Raw genomic sequence first — 14,979 nt, 5'->3', positions numbered from 1 at the left:
ACGACTCGCTGGATCGACTACAGTCCGCGAGTACTCGGATTCAGACGCCGGCGACGGCGTCACGGCGACCTCGTGTCGAGGGGTAGCGAGCGTATAATAATGTGGATATGTTTCCAGAGGACGGTAGATGCAGTCATACGGCGTTTCAGAGACGAACCCGACGGAACCGGCGGAAACGCGGACTCGAGCGCTCGCGTCGTACGCCTCCGTCCTCGATTCGACGCTCGCGCACGCACGCAGACGGGACTACATCGGCCCCGATTACGGCGACGGAATGAGCAGCCAGCTCCTCCAGTCGCTTCCGTTCGAAAATCGGGTGCTCAACCTGGTCGTCCAGGAGGTCGTCAAGCGGACGCCGGTCGACGTCAGACCGCTGTTGGGTGTCGAACACCGGCGAAACTACAAGGGAGCCGCGCTGTTCGCGATGGCCAACCTGAACTACCACCGATTGATCCGCGAGTACGACGCCCCGCTCGAGCCGGCGTTCGACCCGATCGGCGAGGCCGGCAGGCTCGCGAACTGGCTCGTCGAGGAACGGATCACGGGGTACAGTGGCTTCTGTGGGGGGCATCGCCACGAGATGCAACACGTTCATACCAAAGGCGTCCCGAGCGATCCGGACGTCGTCTCGACGACGTACGCCGTCAGGGCGCTCCTTCACGCCGCCGATCTCGACCCCGAGTACGCCGAACTCGCACGCACCGCACCGTCGTTCGTGATCGAGGACCTGAACTACCGGGAGGTCCCGGATGGTGCGAAGATCGACTACCACATGAACCACCCCGACGACTCCTACACGCTGAACGCCGCCGCCCTCGGGGCCGGCATGTTCGTCGACCTCTACGAACGGACCGGAAACGAAGAGCTTCGCGACCGCGCGACGAAGATCTTAGATCACGTCGCCGCCAACCAGACCGACGTGGGCGGCTGGCCCTACCGGCTTCCGGCCGACGCCTCACATCTCTCGATGGACAGCCACCACAACGGCTTCATCATCGAGTCCTTCCAGCGCTATCGCGACGTCGTCGACGAAGAACGGTACAGCGAGACGCTCGAGGACGCTCTCGAGTTCTACCGCACTGAACTGTTCGAACTCGACGGTGCGCCCAACTTCGACGAATCCAACGCCTACCCCCGCGACATCCACGCGAGCACGCAGGGCATGCTGGTGTTCACCCGCGAGGGCGACCTCGAGTTCGCCGACAGAATCCTCCGGTGGGTCCTCGCGAACCTGCAGGTCGAGGAGGGGCGATTCTACTACCGCCAGTTTCGCCACCACACGAAGCGAGTCACGCTGATGCGGTGGTGTCAGGGGTGGATGGCCTACGCGCTCTCGGAGTACCTCCTCGCCCGCTGTGAGTCGAACCGTTCTCCGACGGTTTGAGCGGTAGAACGGTTTGAGTCGGTGAAATCGTCCGTTCCGATTCGTTCTCTGCAACCGATCGCCGAACTCGTCCGCCGCCGTCGAGGTCGTCCCCCTGCCCTCGAGGTCGTCCGCCGCCGAGGTCGTCCCCTCGAGTATGCTCTTTGTTGTGACTCGACTGGTACCAGGGTACGCACGCGCCAAACGGATTTCGTGACACTCTTCGGCCGGTTACTGTGTGGATAACAACGTCGTCGGGGGCCAAACGGTGTCCCAGCATGGACGTCACACGAATCGATCTCGAGGACTGGCGCGAAGCCCTCCCGTCGTCCGGATACGAGATCTTCCACGAGCCGGACGCACTCCGCGTTCTCGACGATCACACTGACGCGACGCTTCGGTTGTACGGCGCCTACAAGGGACAGCAATCGGTCGGTCTTCTCCCCGTCTTCGTCGGCGAGCGTTCGATCGGACGGACGGCATTCTCGCCACCCGTCTCGCTGGGCGTTCCTCGTCTGGGCCCGATCCTCGACCCCAATAGCCCGAAACCCCGCAAGGCCGAACGGATCAACGGCGAACTGATATCCGCCGTCGTCGACGATCTCGGGGTCGCCAACCGATCGACGCTCTTCCGATCGTCCTGTCATATCTACTACGACGATCCGAGACCGTTCGCCTGGAACGACCTCTCCGTCGAACCGAAGTTCACCTACGTCGTCGACCTCGAGGGGTGTGCCGACGCCGAGGACGCCATGGCCGGCTTCAGCAAGAGCCTGCGAAACGAGATGCGCCGGATCGACGACGTGGATCTCTCGATCGACACCGAGGGAATCGACGCGGCGTTACGGGTGTACGACGACGTCGTCGACCAGTACGCCGAGTACGACGACACCGCGCCGATGTCACGTCCTTTCTTGCGTGATCTTCTCTCGACGCTCGAGGACGACCAGTGGCGGGTGTACGTCGCTCGAGCGCCCGACGGCACCTACCAGAGCGGCATCATCACGCTGTTCGCGCCGGAACTCGCATACTACTGGCAGGGCGGCGTTACCGCCTCTTACGACCACGTCAGCGTGAACAACCTCCTCCACCGGGCCATCTTAGAGGACGTGGTCACCGATCCCGCCCTCGAGTCGGTGATCGGCTACGACCTCGTCGGCGCGAACACCGAACGTCTCTGTGAGTACAAAGGGAAGTTCAACGGCGAGTTGCGCCCCTACTACGTCGTCGAATCCTCGGGCCTCGAGATGTCGCTCGCGAAGACGGCCTACCGGACGTTTGCCGGCATGAAATAACGCCTGTCGAGCGATACGCTCGACGAAAACGGCGCTCGAGCGCTTCACGAACTCTCTTTGGGTTGCCGTCCACGAACCCGGCGGTGCTCACCGATCGATCGAGTGATTGACCGCCCCTGGTCCGCGCCCGACGTCGTAGTGGTGTTCGATCGCTCGAGCCAGAAAGTCCGTCGCGCCCTCGACGGCGGACTCGAGTCCGTCGCCGGACGCGAGCCTCGCGGCGATGGCGGCCGCGAGCGTACAGCCGGAGCCGTGGGTTGCGTCGGTGTCGACGCGCTCGTGTTCGAACACTGTACTCGTCGATCCCTCGACGCCCGCTGGGCCGTCGCCGGGACGGACCAGCACGTCCCGGACCGTCTCGCCGGGGACGTGACCACCTTTGATCAGCGCGGCGTCGGCACCCATCTCGAGCAGCGCCTCGCCGGCCTCGCGGGCGCTCTCTTCGCCGTCGATCTCGATCCCGGTCAGCACTTCGGCCTCGTCGGCGTTCGGGGTCACGACCGCGGCCTCGGCGATCAGGTTCTCGTAGGCGCGCTCGGCCGTTTCGTCGAGCAACCGGTCACCCGAGGTGGCGACCATCACGGGGTCGACGACGAGCGGGAACGCGAACCCTCGAGCGCGCTCTGTGACCAGTTCGACGACCTCGGTCGTCGCGAGCATCCCCGTCTTCGCCGCGCCGACGTCGACGTCGCCGACGACGGCGTCGATCTGGGCGGCGATCTCGTCGGTCGGCAGGACGAACGACGAGTCGACGCCGCGGGTGTGCTGGGCGGTGACGGCGGTGAGCGCCGACGTGCCGTAGACGCCGTGGGTCGCGAACGTCGCGAGGTCGGCCTGGATACCCGCGCCGCCGCCGGAGTCGCTTCCGGCGATCGTCAACGCGACCGGTCTGGATTCGGGTGTGGGCGTTCGCATACCTCCGTGTATACCTCGGTTATACAAATCAATGATGGTCACATCGTTCCTCCGGAGATGGTGCCGCCGTTGTTCCAATAGTACCGCCGTCCTCTCCGTCTCGAGTGCGTTACTGCGATGCCAGTTCCGCATAGGCCGCCCACGACGGATCGACGCTCGGATGGTCGAGCCGATCACCGTCGACGACCACGCCCTCTCCCTCGGTGACGCGTCCGATTTCGGCGACGACGGTCCCGCGATCCTCGAGCGCTCCGCGAACGGTGTCGACACCCGCCGGATCGACCGCGATGGCGAGTGACCCGCAACTCGTGGCGGCCCACGGATCGATCTCGAGTGTCTCACACACTTCCCGGACACCGGGTCGCATCGGGACGGCCTTGCGGTCGATCTCGAAACGGGCGCTGGCGCCGTTGGCCATCTCGTTCAGTGCGCCCGCAAGACCGCCTTCGGTCACGTCGTGCATCGCCGTCACCGGTCCGGCGGCGGCCGCCGTCAGGGCGTCTCGGACGCAGTAGACGTCCTCGAGGCGTTCCTGGGCGTCGGCCAGTACGTCCTCGGAAACGGCGATTCGATCGCCGAACAGGGTGCTCAGGAGGCCGACCGACTCGACGGCGGGGCCGGTCGTCAACAGGAGTCTGTCGCCGGGTCGTGCGCCGTCGGGGCGAACGATCTCGTCGTGGTCGCCGACGCCCATCGCGGTCGCCGCGCCGACCCAGGGGTGAGACGAATCGGAGTAGCGGGCCGTGTGTCCGGTGACGACGGCGACGCCGAGGTCGACACACTCCTCGTGGATCGTCGACTGGATCGTCGCGAACTCGTCGTCGGTCATCGTCGCCGGGAGGGTGAAACAGATCGAGAGATGCGACGGGGAAACGCCGCTGACGGCGACGTCCGCGAGCACGAGATCGAGGGCGAACCGCGCCGCGCGCTCGAGGCCAAGCGCCGGGAGGATCGAGAGTGGATCCGTCGCGGTCACGAGCGCCGTTCCGTCGACGTCGATCACTCCAAAGTCGACGCCGTGTTGCGGTCCGAGGACGACGTCGTCGCGGCTGGCACCGAGGTTCGACGCGACGGCGTTCTCGAAGACCGTCCGATCGATCTTGCCGAGGTTGGTCACGTTCGACCGATCTGGACTCGACACCTTATATCGTCCGTTCCAGTTTCGTGGCCTCCGTCACTCGCAGCTGTCGTTCGTCCAGACAGACATAGTTAAGATGACACTATTCCCGAAACTGTTATTATGTTTTCGTCTAAAACGAGTAAAATATTATGGAACATGGATCGAGTAACAGTTTGGCAAGCGCACTGCTGGAGACGATCGGGGGGTGAGGAATGCACGGAATCATACTGAAAACGCTTCGTGATTTCGTCGTCGACACGTACGACGAGGAGACGTGGCTCGAGATCCAGCGCGAGGCAGACGTCGACGAGAAGGTGTACGTCCCCGTGACGGTCTATCCCGACGGCGACGTCTACGAACTCGTTCGTGCTGCGGGAAGCCTGACGGGGGAGAGCCCGCGAACGATCCTCTCAGAGTACGGCCGGTGGGTCGTCCCGGCCCTGCTCGAGACGTACGACCTGCACATCGACGAGGAGTGGGACGCTCTCGAACTGCTCGCGAATATCCAGCGATTTCACACGTCGTTGCGGACGCGCGATCTCACCGAGTTGACGACACCGCGTGTCAAAACCGAGTGGCTGGACGAGAGCCGGGTTCGGATCACGTACGATTCGGATCGACAGCTGTGTGATATCGCCCGCGGTGCGATCCAAGGGGTCGCCGACCATTTCGACGAAACGCTCCTCGTCGAGGAGACGACGTGCATGTTCGAGGGCGACGACGCCTGTCGGTTCGTCGTCGAACGGCCCGTCGCGGAGGGAGCGTCGGGAACCGAGGCGTCGACCGAACGCCGAACCGAGGTGACGCGATGACCGCACAGCACTCGAGTGGCGGCGTGACGTCGCCGCTGCCAGCGGCGATCCAGACCGACCGCCCGTTCGGATTCGGCGTCGTCATCGTGCTCGTCGGAGTGGCCGTCGCCGTCGGAGTCGCGTTCGGACTCGGCGAACCCGCCACGCCGACGCTCGCCGCCGGTGTGGGCGGTGTCGTCGCCACCGGGTTCGCCGCGATACTGATCGCGTCGGTTTCGGATGCGAAGTCGGCCCCGCGGGAACGCGACGAACTCCGAAGCGCGGTCGCGGAGCTTCGCGAGCGAACGACTCGACTCGAGGACGGGAACCACGGCGTCGAGTTCGAGACGGACCGGAGTGACGTCGTCGCCGACCTCGCAACGGACCTCGCGTCGATCCGGGACCTACTCGAGGAGAGTGAGCGGACCGATCGGACGCTCTCGGATCTCGAGCGAACGGTTGGTGTCCACGCGGACGTGACGAGGTCGGTCGCTGACGGCGATCTAACGGAGCGGTTCGATCCCGAGGGAGGCCACGACGTGATCGGCGACCTCGCACGGAACTCAAACGAGATGCTCGCGGAGATCGAGGAGACGTTCTCGACGCTGAAGTCGTTCTCCGGGGAGGTCGTCACGTACAGCCGCGAACTCAACATGAGCATCGAGACCGTCCGGGCGGAGGGCGAGCGGACCCGTAAAGCCCTCTCGACGGTCGCCGACGACACGGACGAACAGAACGAACAGCTCAGGTCGGCGACGGCGGAGATGGAGTCGCTCTCGACGACGATCGAGGAGATCGCCGCGACGGCGTCCGAGGTCGCCGACACCGCGGACGAAACGGCTCGCGTCGGACAGGATGGCGGTCGCTCCGCGTCCGACGCCATCGAGGGAATGGCGGTGATCGAAGAGGAGACCGAACGCGCCGTCGCGGAGATCGAAGCGCTCGAGGACGAGGCGGAACGAATCGACGGTCTCATCGACTCGATCAGCGGAATCGCCGAACAGACGAACATGCTAGCGTTGAACGCCAACATCGAGGCCTCTCGATCGACCCAGGGTGGCGAGGGAGGCTTTACCGCCGTCGCCGACGAGATTCAGAACCTCTCCGAGGAGGTCTACGACTCGGTCAAAGACGTCGAGGAACGCCTCGAGGGGCTTCGAACGCGAGCGCTGTCGGCGGCCGACGAGGTGCGGCGGAGTCGTGAACGCATCGAGGGAAGCGTCGACGACGTCGAGGACGCCGCCGAGGCGCTCGAACGAATCGCCGATCTCTCCGAACGCACGAACGAGGGCGTTCAGGAGATTTCGGCGGCGACCCAACAGCAGGCGGCGTCGACCGAGGAAGTCGTCGCGATGGTCGAGGGGGCAGCGGAGACGAGCGACGAGACCGTCCTGTCGGCACAGCGAGCGGCCCAGCGGGCGTCCGCACAGGCCGATGCGCTGTCCCACGTCGCCCACAGCGCGACCGTCCTCGCCGACCAGTCCGGGCAGCTAAATCGCCATCTCGAGCGATACGATACCGAACGCGGCTACGATCTACCCGAGGCAAGAGCCGCAGACGACGTCGATCCGGAGGCGGTCTCGACGGCCGAGCCGACGCCGGAAACGATCCCTCACGCGTCGGACGAGCCACGGTGAGTCCCCGTCGTGGTCGGACGGCAGATCAGTGCGTGCCCGTAACCGGACGTCGGTTCGTCGGCCGGGCAGAGATACTACTTTTGGTTACCCGAAACAGTGAAACAGTTACTCGTTAAATCCACTGTCGATGGCGTACTCGATCGGCAGATCCGTCGATTCGGGCCTCGAGTTTTCGAGCTCGGAACTCACGGGTGCGCTAGGGGATTCGGTTACTGTCCTCCCGCTGCTCGTCGCGCTCGCGGCGACGACGTCTGTCTCGCTTCCACACGTCCTGGTCGGCTTCGGCATCTTCCAGATCGTCTGGGGGCTGTACTACCGGATGCCCCTCTCGATCGAGCCGATGAAGGCGTTGGTCGGCCTCGCCATCGTGGGATCGCTCTCGTACCCCGAACTCGCCGCGGCGGGGTTGCTCGCCGGGGCCGTCTTGCTCGCGATCGGATCGCTCGGCCTCGTCGGACACCTCCAGCGAGTCGTCGGCGAACCCGTCGTCCGAGGCGTCCAGTTCGCGGTCGCCTTGCTGTTGCTCGAGGCGGCGGTCGGACTCTCCGCGGGTAACGTTCCCGTCGCGGTGGCCGGGCTCGCCGTCGTCGGTCTCTTCGCCGTCGCTGGCTACCGAAGCGTGAGCATCCTGATCGTGCTCGCGCTGGGCGGGCTCGCGGCGCTCGTGACGGCCGGTGTGCCGACGCCGCGACTCCCGGCAGCCGCGCTGTTTCCCGCCGGAACGCCGACGCTATCGACTGCGGCCCTCGAGGGGACGGTCGCTCAGCTGGGGATGACACTCGGCAACGCGGCGATCGCGACCGCGCTCCTCTGTGGTGATCTCTACGACCGGGAGGTCTCGGCTGATTCGCTCTCGAAGAGTATGGGCGTGACCTGCCTCGCTGCGGTGCCGATCGGGGGGATCCCGATGTGCCACGGGAGCGGCGGATTAGCCGGTAAGCACGCTTTCGGCGCGCGAACCGGTGGCGCGAACGTCCTGCTTGGCGTCGGCTACCTCGCGCTCGCGCTGGTCGCCGCCGGGGCGGTGCTCGCGGCGTTCCCGATGGCCGTCCTCGGCGCCTTGCTCGTCGTCGTCGCCGTCGAACTGGCGCGGGCGGCGCTCGAGCCAGTCTCGGGACGCCGGTCGCTCGCGGTCGTGGCCGGCGTCGGTGCGGTCGGACTCGCCGTCAACGTCGGCGTCGCGTTCGTTCTCGGCGCCGTCGCGTTCTGGTTGCTCTCACGTGAGACGTAATCGGTGACACTCGTAGCCGGAGAAACGAGGTCGCCGGTCGAAGCCAGTCGTTCTTTGGCCCTCGAGCACCAACCTCGATCGATGACCGCGAGCTGGGGCGATCTGTTCGACCGTGCTGGGGCGTACGACGTCGATGACGACCACGTTCGGAGCACGTACGACGGCCTCGAGAGACAGCGAGCGAGCGACGATTCGACGGCGGCTGGTGACGGTTCGACGGCAACCCGTGGCGACACACCGGAGGAGGGTGACGATGGCTGACTCCCCGAACCCCGCGCGCGTCGTCGCCGATCCCGCCGTCCTCGCCGCCGACCTCTTCGTCGATGGAGACGCTCGAGACGCCCTCGACCACGTCCGTCGTCACTCGTGGGTCGACCTCGTCGCGAGCGATCCGTTACTCGAGGAGACCGAACGGCTCGTCGCCGAACTCGGCGACGCTGAACTCGCGGCGGACCACCGAACGCGACTCGAGGACGAACGCGTTCTCGTCGAGCATCCGCCGGAGGACCATCCAGCGCTGGCGTCGGCCTACCAGGGAGGTGCCGCGCATCTCCTCACGTACGACGACCGGCTCACGTCGGCGAAAGTCGGTCTCACGATACAACCCAGAGTGTCGGTTAGCGCCCGTCCGCCGGACGCGTTCGCGCGACTGTTCGATCCCGAGAGTCTCTACGAGGCGGTCGAGGACGGCGAGTATCCGGGCCCCGACTGCGATCCGCGTGTGTAACCACTCGTCGACCCGTTCGCCGGCCACCCAGCCTACGCTGGCTTTCTGGCCTCGATTCGGGCCGAGACGACCGGCAACGCTTCGCTCCAGTCGTCTTCCGTCACGATCGAGACGTCGACGAATCCCGCGTCCTCGAGCCACGTTTCGAGTGACTCGATCTGCGCTGCGTCCCCGACGCAGTCGGCGATCGCGTCCGGGTCCTCCCGGACCTCCTGGGGTAACGGCGCGGTCGCGACGAGATCCGAAACCGAGAGCGATCCGCCGGCGTCGAGGACGCGAAACGCCTCCGCGAGCACTCGTGGTTTTTCCGGTGAAAGGTTCAGAACGCAGTTCGAGATGATTGTATCGACGGTGCCGTCGGCGACCGGCAGGTGTTCGATCTCGCCGAGGCGGAACTCGACGTTCTCGAACTCGCTTTCGCGGGCGTTCTCTCGTGCCCTGTCGATCATTTCCGGCGTCATGTCGACCCCGATCACCCGGCCCTCGGGGCCCACCTCACGCGCGGCCAGAAAACAGTCGAACCCGCCGCCGGATCCGAGATCGAGCACCGTCTCCCCGGCCTCGAGTCGCGAGATCGCCACCGGGTTGCCACAGCCCAACCCGAGGTTCGCGCCCTCGGGGGCGGTCTCGAGGTCGTCCGCCTCGTACCCGATCGAGCGGGCGCGATCGTCGGCCGCCGTCGGTTCCGGCTCGTTCGTCGCGTCGGCCGCGGACGATCCACAGCAGCCGTCGGTCGTCGCGGCGATCTCCCCGTACTCCTCGCGGACGTGACTACGTCGGTTCGTCGGTTGGGTGGTCTCTCCGTCGGTACTCCGGTCGGTCTCGTCGTCGGTCGTGGATGAGTCGGTCATCGGTTCTGGTCGTATCGGTTACTTCTCGAGCGGGACGTCGACGGCCTCGGCGACGTCAAGCAGTTCGAAGACGGCCGTGTCGGCGATCCGGTAGTACGTCCACCGGCCTTTTTTTCGGCTCTTCACCAGCCCCGCCTCGCGCAGCGTCCGGAGGTGACTCGCGACCGTCGACTGTGGGGCCTCGAGAACGACCTGCAGTTCGCAGCCACAGAGCTCTCCCTCTCGGAGCGCCTCGAGGAGTTGAACGCGGTGTTCGTTCGCCAGTGCGCCGAAGACGGTCGCCTGCGTCACGACCGCGCCGTGGTCCGGTCGCCGGGCTTCGAGATCGTCGATCGGATCGTCGTCTTCGTACAGGTCCTCGAGCGCTCGACAGGCCTGCTCGAGCGTATCTGGTCCGTGGCTCATATTGTGAATTCTCGATTTGACGTCGACAGCAAAAACGATGTTCTTCGATATAACCGTTTCCGTTGAAACCAGGTTCCGACCTCTGGCCAGGATTTGGCCTCGATCAGAGCTCGGTTTGAATAGAGTTTGGCCACGAGGCGGGACGATTGCACGTCTGGACGTCCTGTCGGGAGACGATATCTTCGAACTACTGCACAACAGATTGGGAATAGTCGATACGTCAGTGCTGGTCGGCGTACCACTCGGCGAACGTCGAGAGCGCCCGCCCCCGGTGGGAGATCGCGTTTTTCTCCTTGGTGCTCATCTCGGCCAACGTCTGGCCGTTGTACTCGAAGATCGGATCGTAGCCGAACCCACCCTCTCCGCGGGGGGCGACGATCGTGCCGGCGACCGAGCCCTCGAACGTCTCCGTCTGCTCTGCGTCCGCGAATGCGAGCACCGTTCGGAACCGTGCCCGCCTGTTCTCTTCCTCGCTGACGAGCCGCCAGAGCCGTTCGACGCCGACCGTCTCCTCGACGTACGCCGAGTACGGCCCCGGAAAGCCGTCGAGCGCGTCGACGAATAGCCCGGCGTCGCCGACGAGAACCGGTTCCCCCTCGTCTACCCCCTCGTAGGCTTCCCGCGCGCCGCGGGCGGCGATCTCCTCGAGCGAGTCGCTCTGGATCTCCGTGTAGTCGTACTCGACCTGGTTGACGGCCGTGATACCCTCGAGATACTCGCGGGCCTCCCTGACTTTCCCCTCGTTTCCGGTGACGAACCGTACGGACATGTGCGAGGCGGCGCGCTCCGGGCGAATATAGTCGTCGGTTGCGCGCCGGCGCTCTGTCATACGGTCTGCCGTCAGTCAGTTGCGGGGCGACCGCGACCCGTTCTGCGGTCACACCGGAACAGCGTTCCGTATCACCCCTCCCGGGACGTGAGCCGTCGGCGGTCGAGGACGATCGATCGAAGCGCGTACTCGAGGAACCCAACCGCGAGGACGACCGCGAGCGGAACCATCCACAGGAGAGTGTACAACGTGTCGGCCTCCGGCGAAATGCTGGCCGCGGCCCCGCCCGTTTCTCGGTGGACCGCGAGGGAGTCCCAGGCCGTCCGATACGTCCACGAGAACGACGCCACGAGCGCGACCGTCGGCGTCACGAGCCGGAGTCGGTACAGCGCGACGGCGGGAGCAGCGCCGAGGAGGACGAGACCTGCCCCGACGTAGACGAGCGCGACTGCCTCGAGTGGGTGGGTCGGCACGACCCCCTCGAGAACCGGCTCCTGGCGAACGGACGCGCTGGCCCACAGGCTGGCGAGCGTGTGAACCGCACCGGCAGTCAGTCCGACGGCGACAGTCCGCGGCGTGAGCGACGCGATCACTGACCGTCGATTTCGAACCGCGTACTCTCCTGCGAAGAGGTAGATCGCGAGGATCGTCACCGAAAGCACCGGACCGGTCGCCGCTTCCGCGGAGGGGTCAGACGGTGGCAGATCCACCGGAACGAACCACAACGGGCCGAGCACGACGAGGGCGACCAACGACAGGCCGACGGTTGCCGGGTATCCCATGATGGCTGCCCCGCCGAGCAACGCGCCGAGGGCGACGAGCAACGCGCCGAGGGCCCCGGGTGGGACGATCCCCTCGAGACCGTACCCCGTCGCGACGAAGTACGCCGTCGCCGCGGCCGGGAGGGCGAGCCCGCCGACTGTCGCTCCGAAAAGCGGGGACCGGCGAACCGCGGCGGCGGCGAGAGCGAGGCGCTCACGCCTCGGAGGGCGCATACGCTCGAGTAGAGAGCCGTCCCCAATAACTGCTGTTGTCTTTACAGATCGAGCCGGCTGACGACCCGCTGCTGTGCCTTCCGGAGGTGTTCGGCGGCCGTCCCCGGCGCACAGCCGAGTTCGTCGGCGACCTCCTCGACGCTCGCCTCCCGCGGCACTGCGAAGTAGCCTCGGTCTCGGGCGACGCGCAGGGCCTCCCGCTGGCGCTCGGTCAGCGTCTCGACCGCGTGGTCGCCACCGCGGTACTCGCCGACGCGCTCGACCGTCGTCTCGATCCCGTCGGGGACAGCCTCGAGCGCCGCTCGAATGTCGTCGGGTTCGCCGACCAGCCCGAACCGGACCGACCAGTCCATCCGGTACTCGAGAGGCGGGATCGGAACCAGACTCTCGCGGGAGAACGCCGCGATCAACTGCTCGCTGAGTTCCCCGGGCTCCTCGCGGACGTAGACGTAAAAGGCGTCGCCGTCGCCGGCCGTGACGTCGACCGAGATGAATCCACCGAGCGCCTCGAGTCGGTTCCGGTAGGCGTCCCTGTCGCCGACGACGTGGAAGATGAAGGCGTTGTGTCCCTCGTGGGCGAAGTTCGAGGCGACCATGCGGTAGCGGTCGAACCCGTCGTGCTCCGCGACGAACCGGTGCATCGGGTGGACGTTCTCCGGACCGTGCTGGAGTGTCAACCGAACTGACTTCATCGATCGTGGTTCGAACGCCCGGTATAAATGCCCTCGTGAGTGACGCAGAATGAATTCCCGGTATCGGTCTCGAGAGAGGAACGGGATGTCTTCGCAGTCGGGACTCGAAACGGGCGCGTCGTCTTCAGCTACCGAATCGTCTACCGCGGCCGAATCCGTCCTCGAGGCGTACGCACTCGACCGGGACGATCACCTGAACGCACCCGCGTTCGTGATCCGGCCCGACGAGGTTATGGCGGCACTGGCCGATCTCCGCGACGAGGCCGGCTTCGACCACTGTGCCTGCGTCACCGCCCAGCAATACGAGGACCGGTACGAGACGATCTACCACCTCCGGTCGTACGCCGATCCTACTCGGGAGGTGAGCGTCGTCGTGCCGACGCCGATCGACGATCCCGTGAGCCAGTCTGTGACACCGGTTTTCGAGACGGCGAACTGGCACGAACGCGAGGCGTACGACCTCGTGGGTATCGCGTACGACGGCCACCCCGACTTGCGACGCATTCTCCTGCCAGAGACCTGGCAGGGTCACCCGTTGGCGCTCGAGTACGATCGGGAAACGCCCCAGATCGTCACGCTCTCCGAACACGACTCCCCGACCGTAGCCGGGGAAGACGGATCCGAACCGGAGACGCTCTTTTTGAACGTCGGACCACACCACCCGGCGACCCACGGCGTCATGCACGTCAAGGTGGTGCTGGACGGCGAGACCGTCGTCGACGCCGACCCAGACATCGGCTACATGCACCGCTGTGAGGAGCAGATGTGTCAACAGAGCACCTACCGCCACCAGATCATGCCCTACCCCGACCGCTGGGACTGGGTCTCTTCCGGATTGCTGAACGAGTGGGCCTACGCCCGCGTCGCCGAGGACCTCGCCGACCTCGAGGTTCCCGAGTACGCGCAGGTGATCCGCACCATGGGCGCGGAACTCTCCCGGATGGCCGCCCACTTCATCGCGCTCGGCACCTACGCGCTCGACGTCCACGGCGAGTTCACCGCCACCTTCCAGTACGCCTTTCGCGACCGGGAACTCGTCCTCGACTGTCTCGAGGAGCTGACCGGCCAGCGGATGATGTTTAACTACCTCCGACTGGGCGGCGTCGCCTGGGATCTGCCCGAACCCCGCGAGGAGTTTCTCGAGGGGGTCCGGGACCTCCTCGAGGATCTCCCGGCCAAGATCGACGAGTACCACGACCTGGTGGTGACAAACGAGATATTCCAGGCCCGCTGCGTCGACACCGGCGTTCTCGAGCCCGACGTCGCCAAACAGTACGGCTGTACCGGACCGGTCGCCCGGGGTTCGGGGATCGACTACGACCTCCGACGGGACGATCCCTACGGCTACTACGACCGACTCGAGTGGGACGTCGTCACCGAGTCCGCAGGCGACAACTACGCGCGCCTGCTCGTCCGGATGGGCGAACTCGAGGAGTCGGCGAAGATCGTCGAGCAGTGTCTCGACGTCCTCGAGGAGTGGCCCGAAGGCGACCGCGAGATCCAGTCGAACGTCCCGCGGACCCTGAAACCCGATCCCGACGCGGAGATCTACCGCGCCGTCGAAGGGGCGAAAGGCGAACTCGGGATCTACGTCCGCGCCGATGGAACGGAGACGCCCGCCCGGTTCAAAATTCGGAGCCCGTCCTTTTCGAACCTCTCCGTCCTCCCCGAGATCGTTCGCGGCGAGTACCTCCCCGACCTCATCGCGGCGATCGGCAGTCTCGACTGTATCATGGGCGAAGTCGACCGATGATGGCGTTACTGGTCGTCTTCCAACCGTCCGTACGAATGACTGGACGTGGGTTCGAAAACCTACAGCACGGATCGCGACTCGATCAGTCGGTTGGGACCGCCCGTCAGATCAGTCGTCGTCGACGATGACCTCGACCGGTTCGTCCTCGCTCTCGTCCGTACTCGTCGATGAACTCTGTTCTTGCTGCCAGAGGAGTGCACCCGCGACGGCGACGACGACCCACGAGCGCCAGTTCGCGAGGTTCAGGGAGTAGCCGACGCCGAAGGGCTTCTCGACGAGCATCCCCTCGCCGGGCTGCCAGTACGCCGAGATCAGACGGCTCAGGCTCGGTCGGTCGAAGTTGTACGGTACTCCGAGGATCTCTCCGGAGGTCGGCTTGTCTGCCATGGCCGGACGTACGTCCTCACCTGATATGAGTATTGGGTCACGGTTCGT

At 65.7% G+C, this 14,979-nt stretch carries 15 protein-coding genes and 1 pseudogene; 8 read left to right on the top strand and 8 right to left on the bottom strand.

From position 1 onward, the window contains the following. Positions 1-127: 127 nt before the first annotated feature. Positions 128-1,384, top strand: a complete 1,257-nt coding sequence (locus GRS80_RS11110; RefSeq protein ID WP_160047604.1) for an antibiotic ABC transporter permease — start codon at positions 128-130, stop codon at positions 1,382-1,384. 257 nt (positions 1,385-1,641) lie between these two features. Continuing rightward, positions 1,642-2,658 carry a GNAT family N-acetyltransferase gene (locus GRS80_RS11105; RefSeq protein ID WP_160047603.1) on the top strand — a complete coding sequence of 339 codons (1,017 nt, stop codon included), beginning with the start codon at positions 1,642-1,644 and terminating at the stop codon, positions 2,656-2,658. 93 nt (positions 2,659-2,751) lie between these two features. Here the strand turns inward: GRS80_RS11105 and thiD are convergent. After that, positions 2,752-3,573 (bottom strand): annotated as a pseudogene (gene thiD / locus GRS80_RS11100) (bifunctional hydroxymethylpyrimidine kinase/phosphomethylpyrimidine kinase); the annotation flags it as partial. 109 nt (positions 3,574-3,682) lie between these two features. Continuing rightward, complete coding sequence (locus GRS80_RS11095) at positions 3,683-4,690, bottom strand: AIR synthase family protein (RefSeq protein ID WP_343161539.1); 1,008 nt, start codon at positions 4,688-4,690, stop codon at positions 3,683-3,685. A gap of 215 nt (positions 4,691-4,905) precedes the next feature. On the opposite strand from GRS80_RS11095, the gene GRS80_RS11090 reads away from it, so the two are divergent. From GRS80_RS11090 to GRS80_RS11070, 5 genes are all read left to right on the top strand, one after another. After that, positions 4,906-5,505: a heme NO-binding domain-containing protein gene (locus tag GRS80_RS11090; protein ID WP_160047601.1), complete on the top strand. Its 600-nt coding sequence runs from the start codon at positions 4,906-4,908 to the stop codon at positions 5,503-5,505. Then, a complete protein-coding gene (locus tag GRS80_RS11085) occupies positions 5,502-7,121 on the top strand; it encodes a HAMP domain-containing methyl-accepting chemotaxis protein (RefSeq protein ID WP_160047600.1) in 1,620 nt (539 codons plus the stop codon). Before GRS80_RS11090 ends, GRS80_RS11085 begins: the two co-directional genes overlap by 4 nt. Positions 7,122-7,248: 127 nt before the next feature. Continuing rightward, positions 7,249-8,352 (top strand): putative sulfate/molybdate transporter, encoded by a 1,104-nt coding sequence (locus GRS80_RS11080; RefSeq protein ID WP_160047599.1) that lies wholly within the window; start codon positions 7,249-7,251, stop codon positions 8,350-8,352. Positions 8,353-8,433: 81 nt separating this feature from the next. After that, positions 8,434-8,613, top strand: a complete 180-nt coding sequence (locus GRS80_RS11075) for a hypothetical protein (RefSeq protein ID WP_160047598.1) — start codon at positions 8,434-8,436, stop codon at positions 8,611-8,613. Continuing rightward, positions 8,606-9,079, top strand: coding sequence for a hypothetical protein (locus GRS80_RS11070; RefSeq protein WP_160047597.1), 474 nt, complete (start codon positions 8,606-8,608; stop codon positions 9,077-9,079). Before GRS80_RS11075 ends, GRS80_RS11070 begins: the two co-directional genes overlap by 8 nt. Positions 9,080-9,111: 32 nt before the next feature. Here the strand turns inward: GRS80_RS11070 and arsM are convergent, their stop codons facing one another. The 5 genes from arsM to GRS80_RS11045 all read right to left on the bottom strand — a co-directional run bounded on the left by arsM (position 9,112) and on the right by GRS80_RS11045 (position 12,791). Then, positions 9,112-9,930 (bottom strand): arsenite methyltransferase, encoded by an 819-nt coding sequence (arsM, locus tag GRS80_RS11065; RefSeq protein ID WP_160047596.1) that lies wholly within the window; start codon positions 9,928-9,930, stop codon positions 9,112-9,114. An 18-nt stretch (positions 9,931-9,948) separates the two neighbouring features. After that, positions 9,949-10,335 carry a metalloregulator ArsR/SmtB family transcription factor gene (locus tag GRS80_RS11060; RefSeq protein ID WP_160047595.1) on the bottom strand — a complete coding sequence of 129 codons (387 nt, stop codon included), beginning with the start codon at positions 10,333-10,335 and terminating at the stop codon, positions 9,949-9,951. Positions 10,336-10,555: 220 nt separating this feature from the next. Further along, positions 10,556-11,104, bottom strand: coding sequence for an XTP/dITP diphosphatase (locus GRS80_RS11055; RefSeq protein WP_160047594.1), 549 nt, complete (start codon positions 11,102-11,104; stop codon positions 10,556-10,558). A 131-nt stretch (positions 11,105-11,235) separates the two neighbouring features. Beyond that, positions 11,236-12,099 carry a hypothetical protein gene (locus tag GRS80_RS11050; protein WP_160047593.1) on the bottom strand — a complete coding sequence of 288 codons (864 nt, stop codon included), beginning with the start codon at positions 12,097-12,099 and terminating at the stop codon, positions 11,236-11,238. A 41-nt stretch (positions 12,100-12,140) separates the two neighbouring features. After that, positions 12,141-12,791, bottom strand: coding sequence for a helix-turn-helix domain-containing protein (locus tag GRS80_RS11045; RefSeq protein ID WP_160047592.1), 651 nt, complete (start codon positions 12,789-12,791; stop codon positions 12,141-12,143). 85 nt (positions 12,792-12,876) lie between these two features. On the opposite strand from GRS80_RS11045, the gene GRS80_RS11040 reads away from it, so the two are divergent. Then, the gene (locus GRS80_RS11040) at positions 12,877-14,544 is read left to right on the top strand and encodes an NADH-quinone oxidoreductase subunit D (RefSeq protein ID WP_160047591.1); all 1,668 of its coding nucleotides are present in this window, start codon (positions 12,877-12,879) and stop codon (positions 14,542-14,544) included. Between the two features lie 108 nt (positions 14,545-14,652). On the opposite strand, the gene GRS80_RS11035 is transcribed toward GRS80_RS11040, so the two are convergent. Beyond that, positions 14,653-14,931, bottom strand: a complete 279-nt coding sequence (locus GRS80_RS11035) for a DUF5808 domain-containing protein (protein WP_160047590.1) — start codon at positions 14,929-14,931, stop codon at positions 14,653-14,655. Between the last annotated feature and the right edge of the window lie 48 nt (positions 14,932-14,979).

Source organism: Natrialba sp. INN-245 (genome assembly GCF_009807105.1).
GTDB classification, from domain to species: Archaea; Halobacteriota; Halobacteria; order Halobacteriales; family Natrialbaceae; genus Natrarchaeobius; species Natrarchaeobius swarupiae.
Note: the sequence above shows the minus strand (reverse complement) of the source record. Positions and strands in the feature narration are given on the sequence as shown.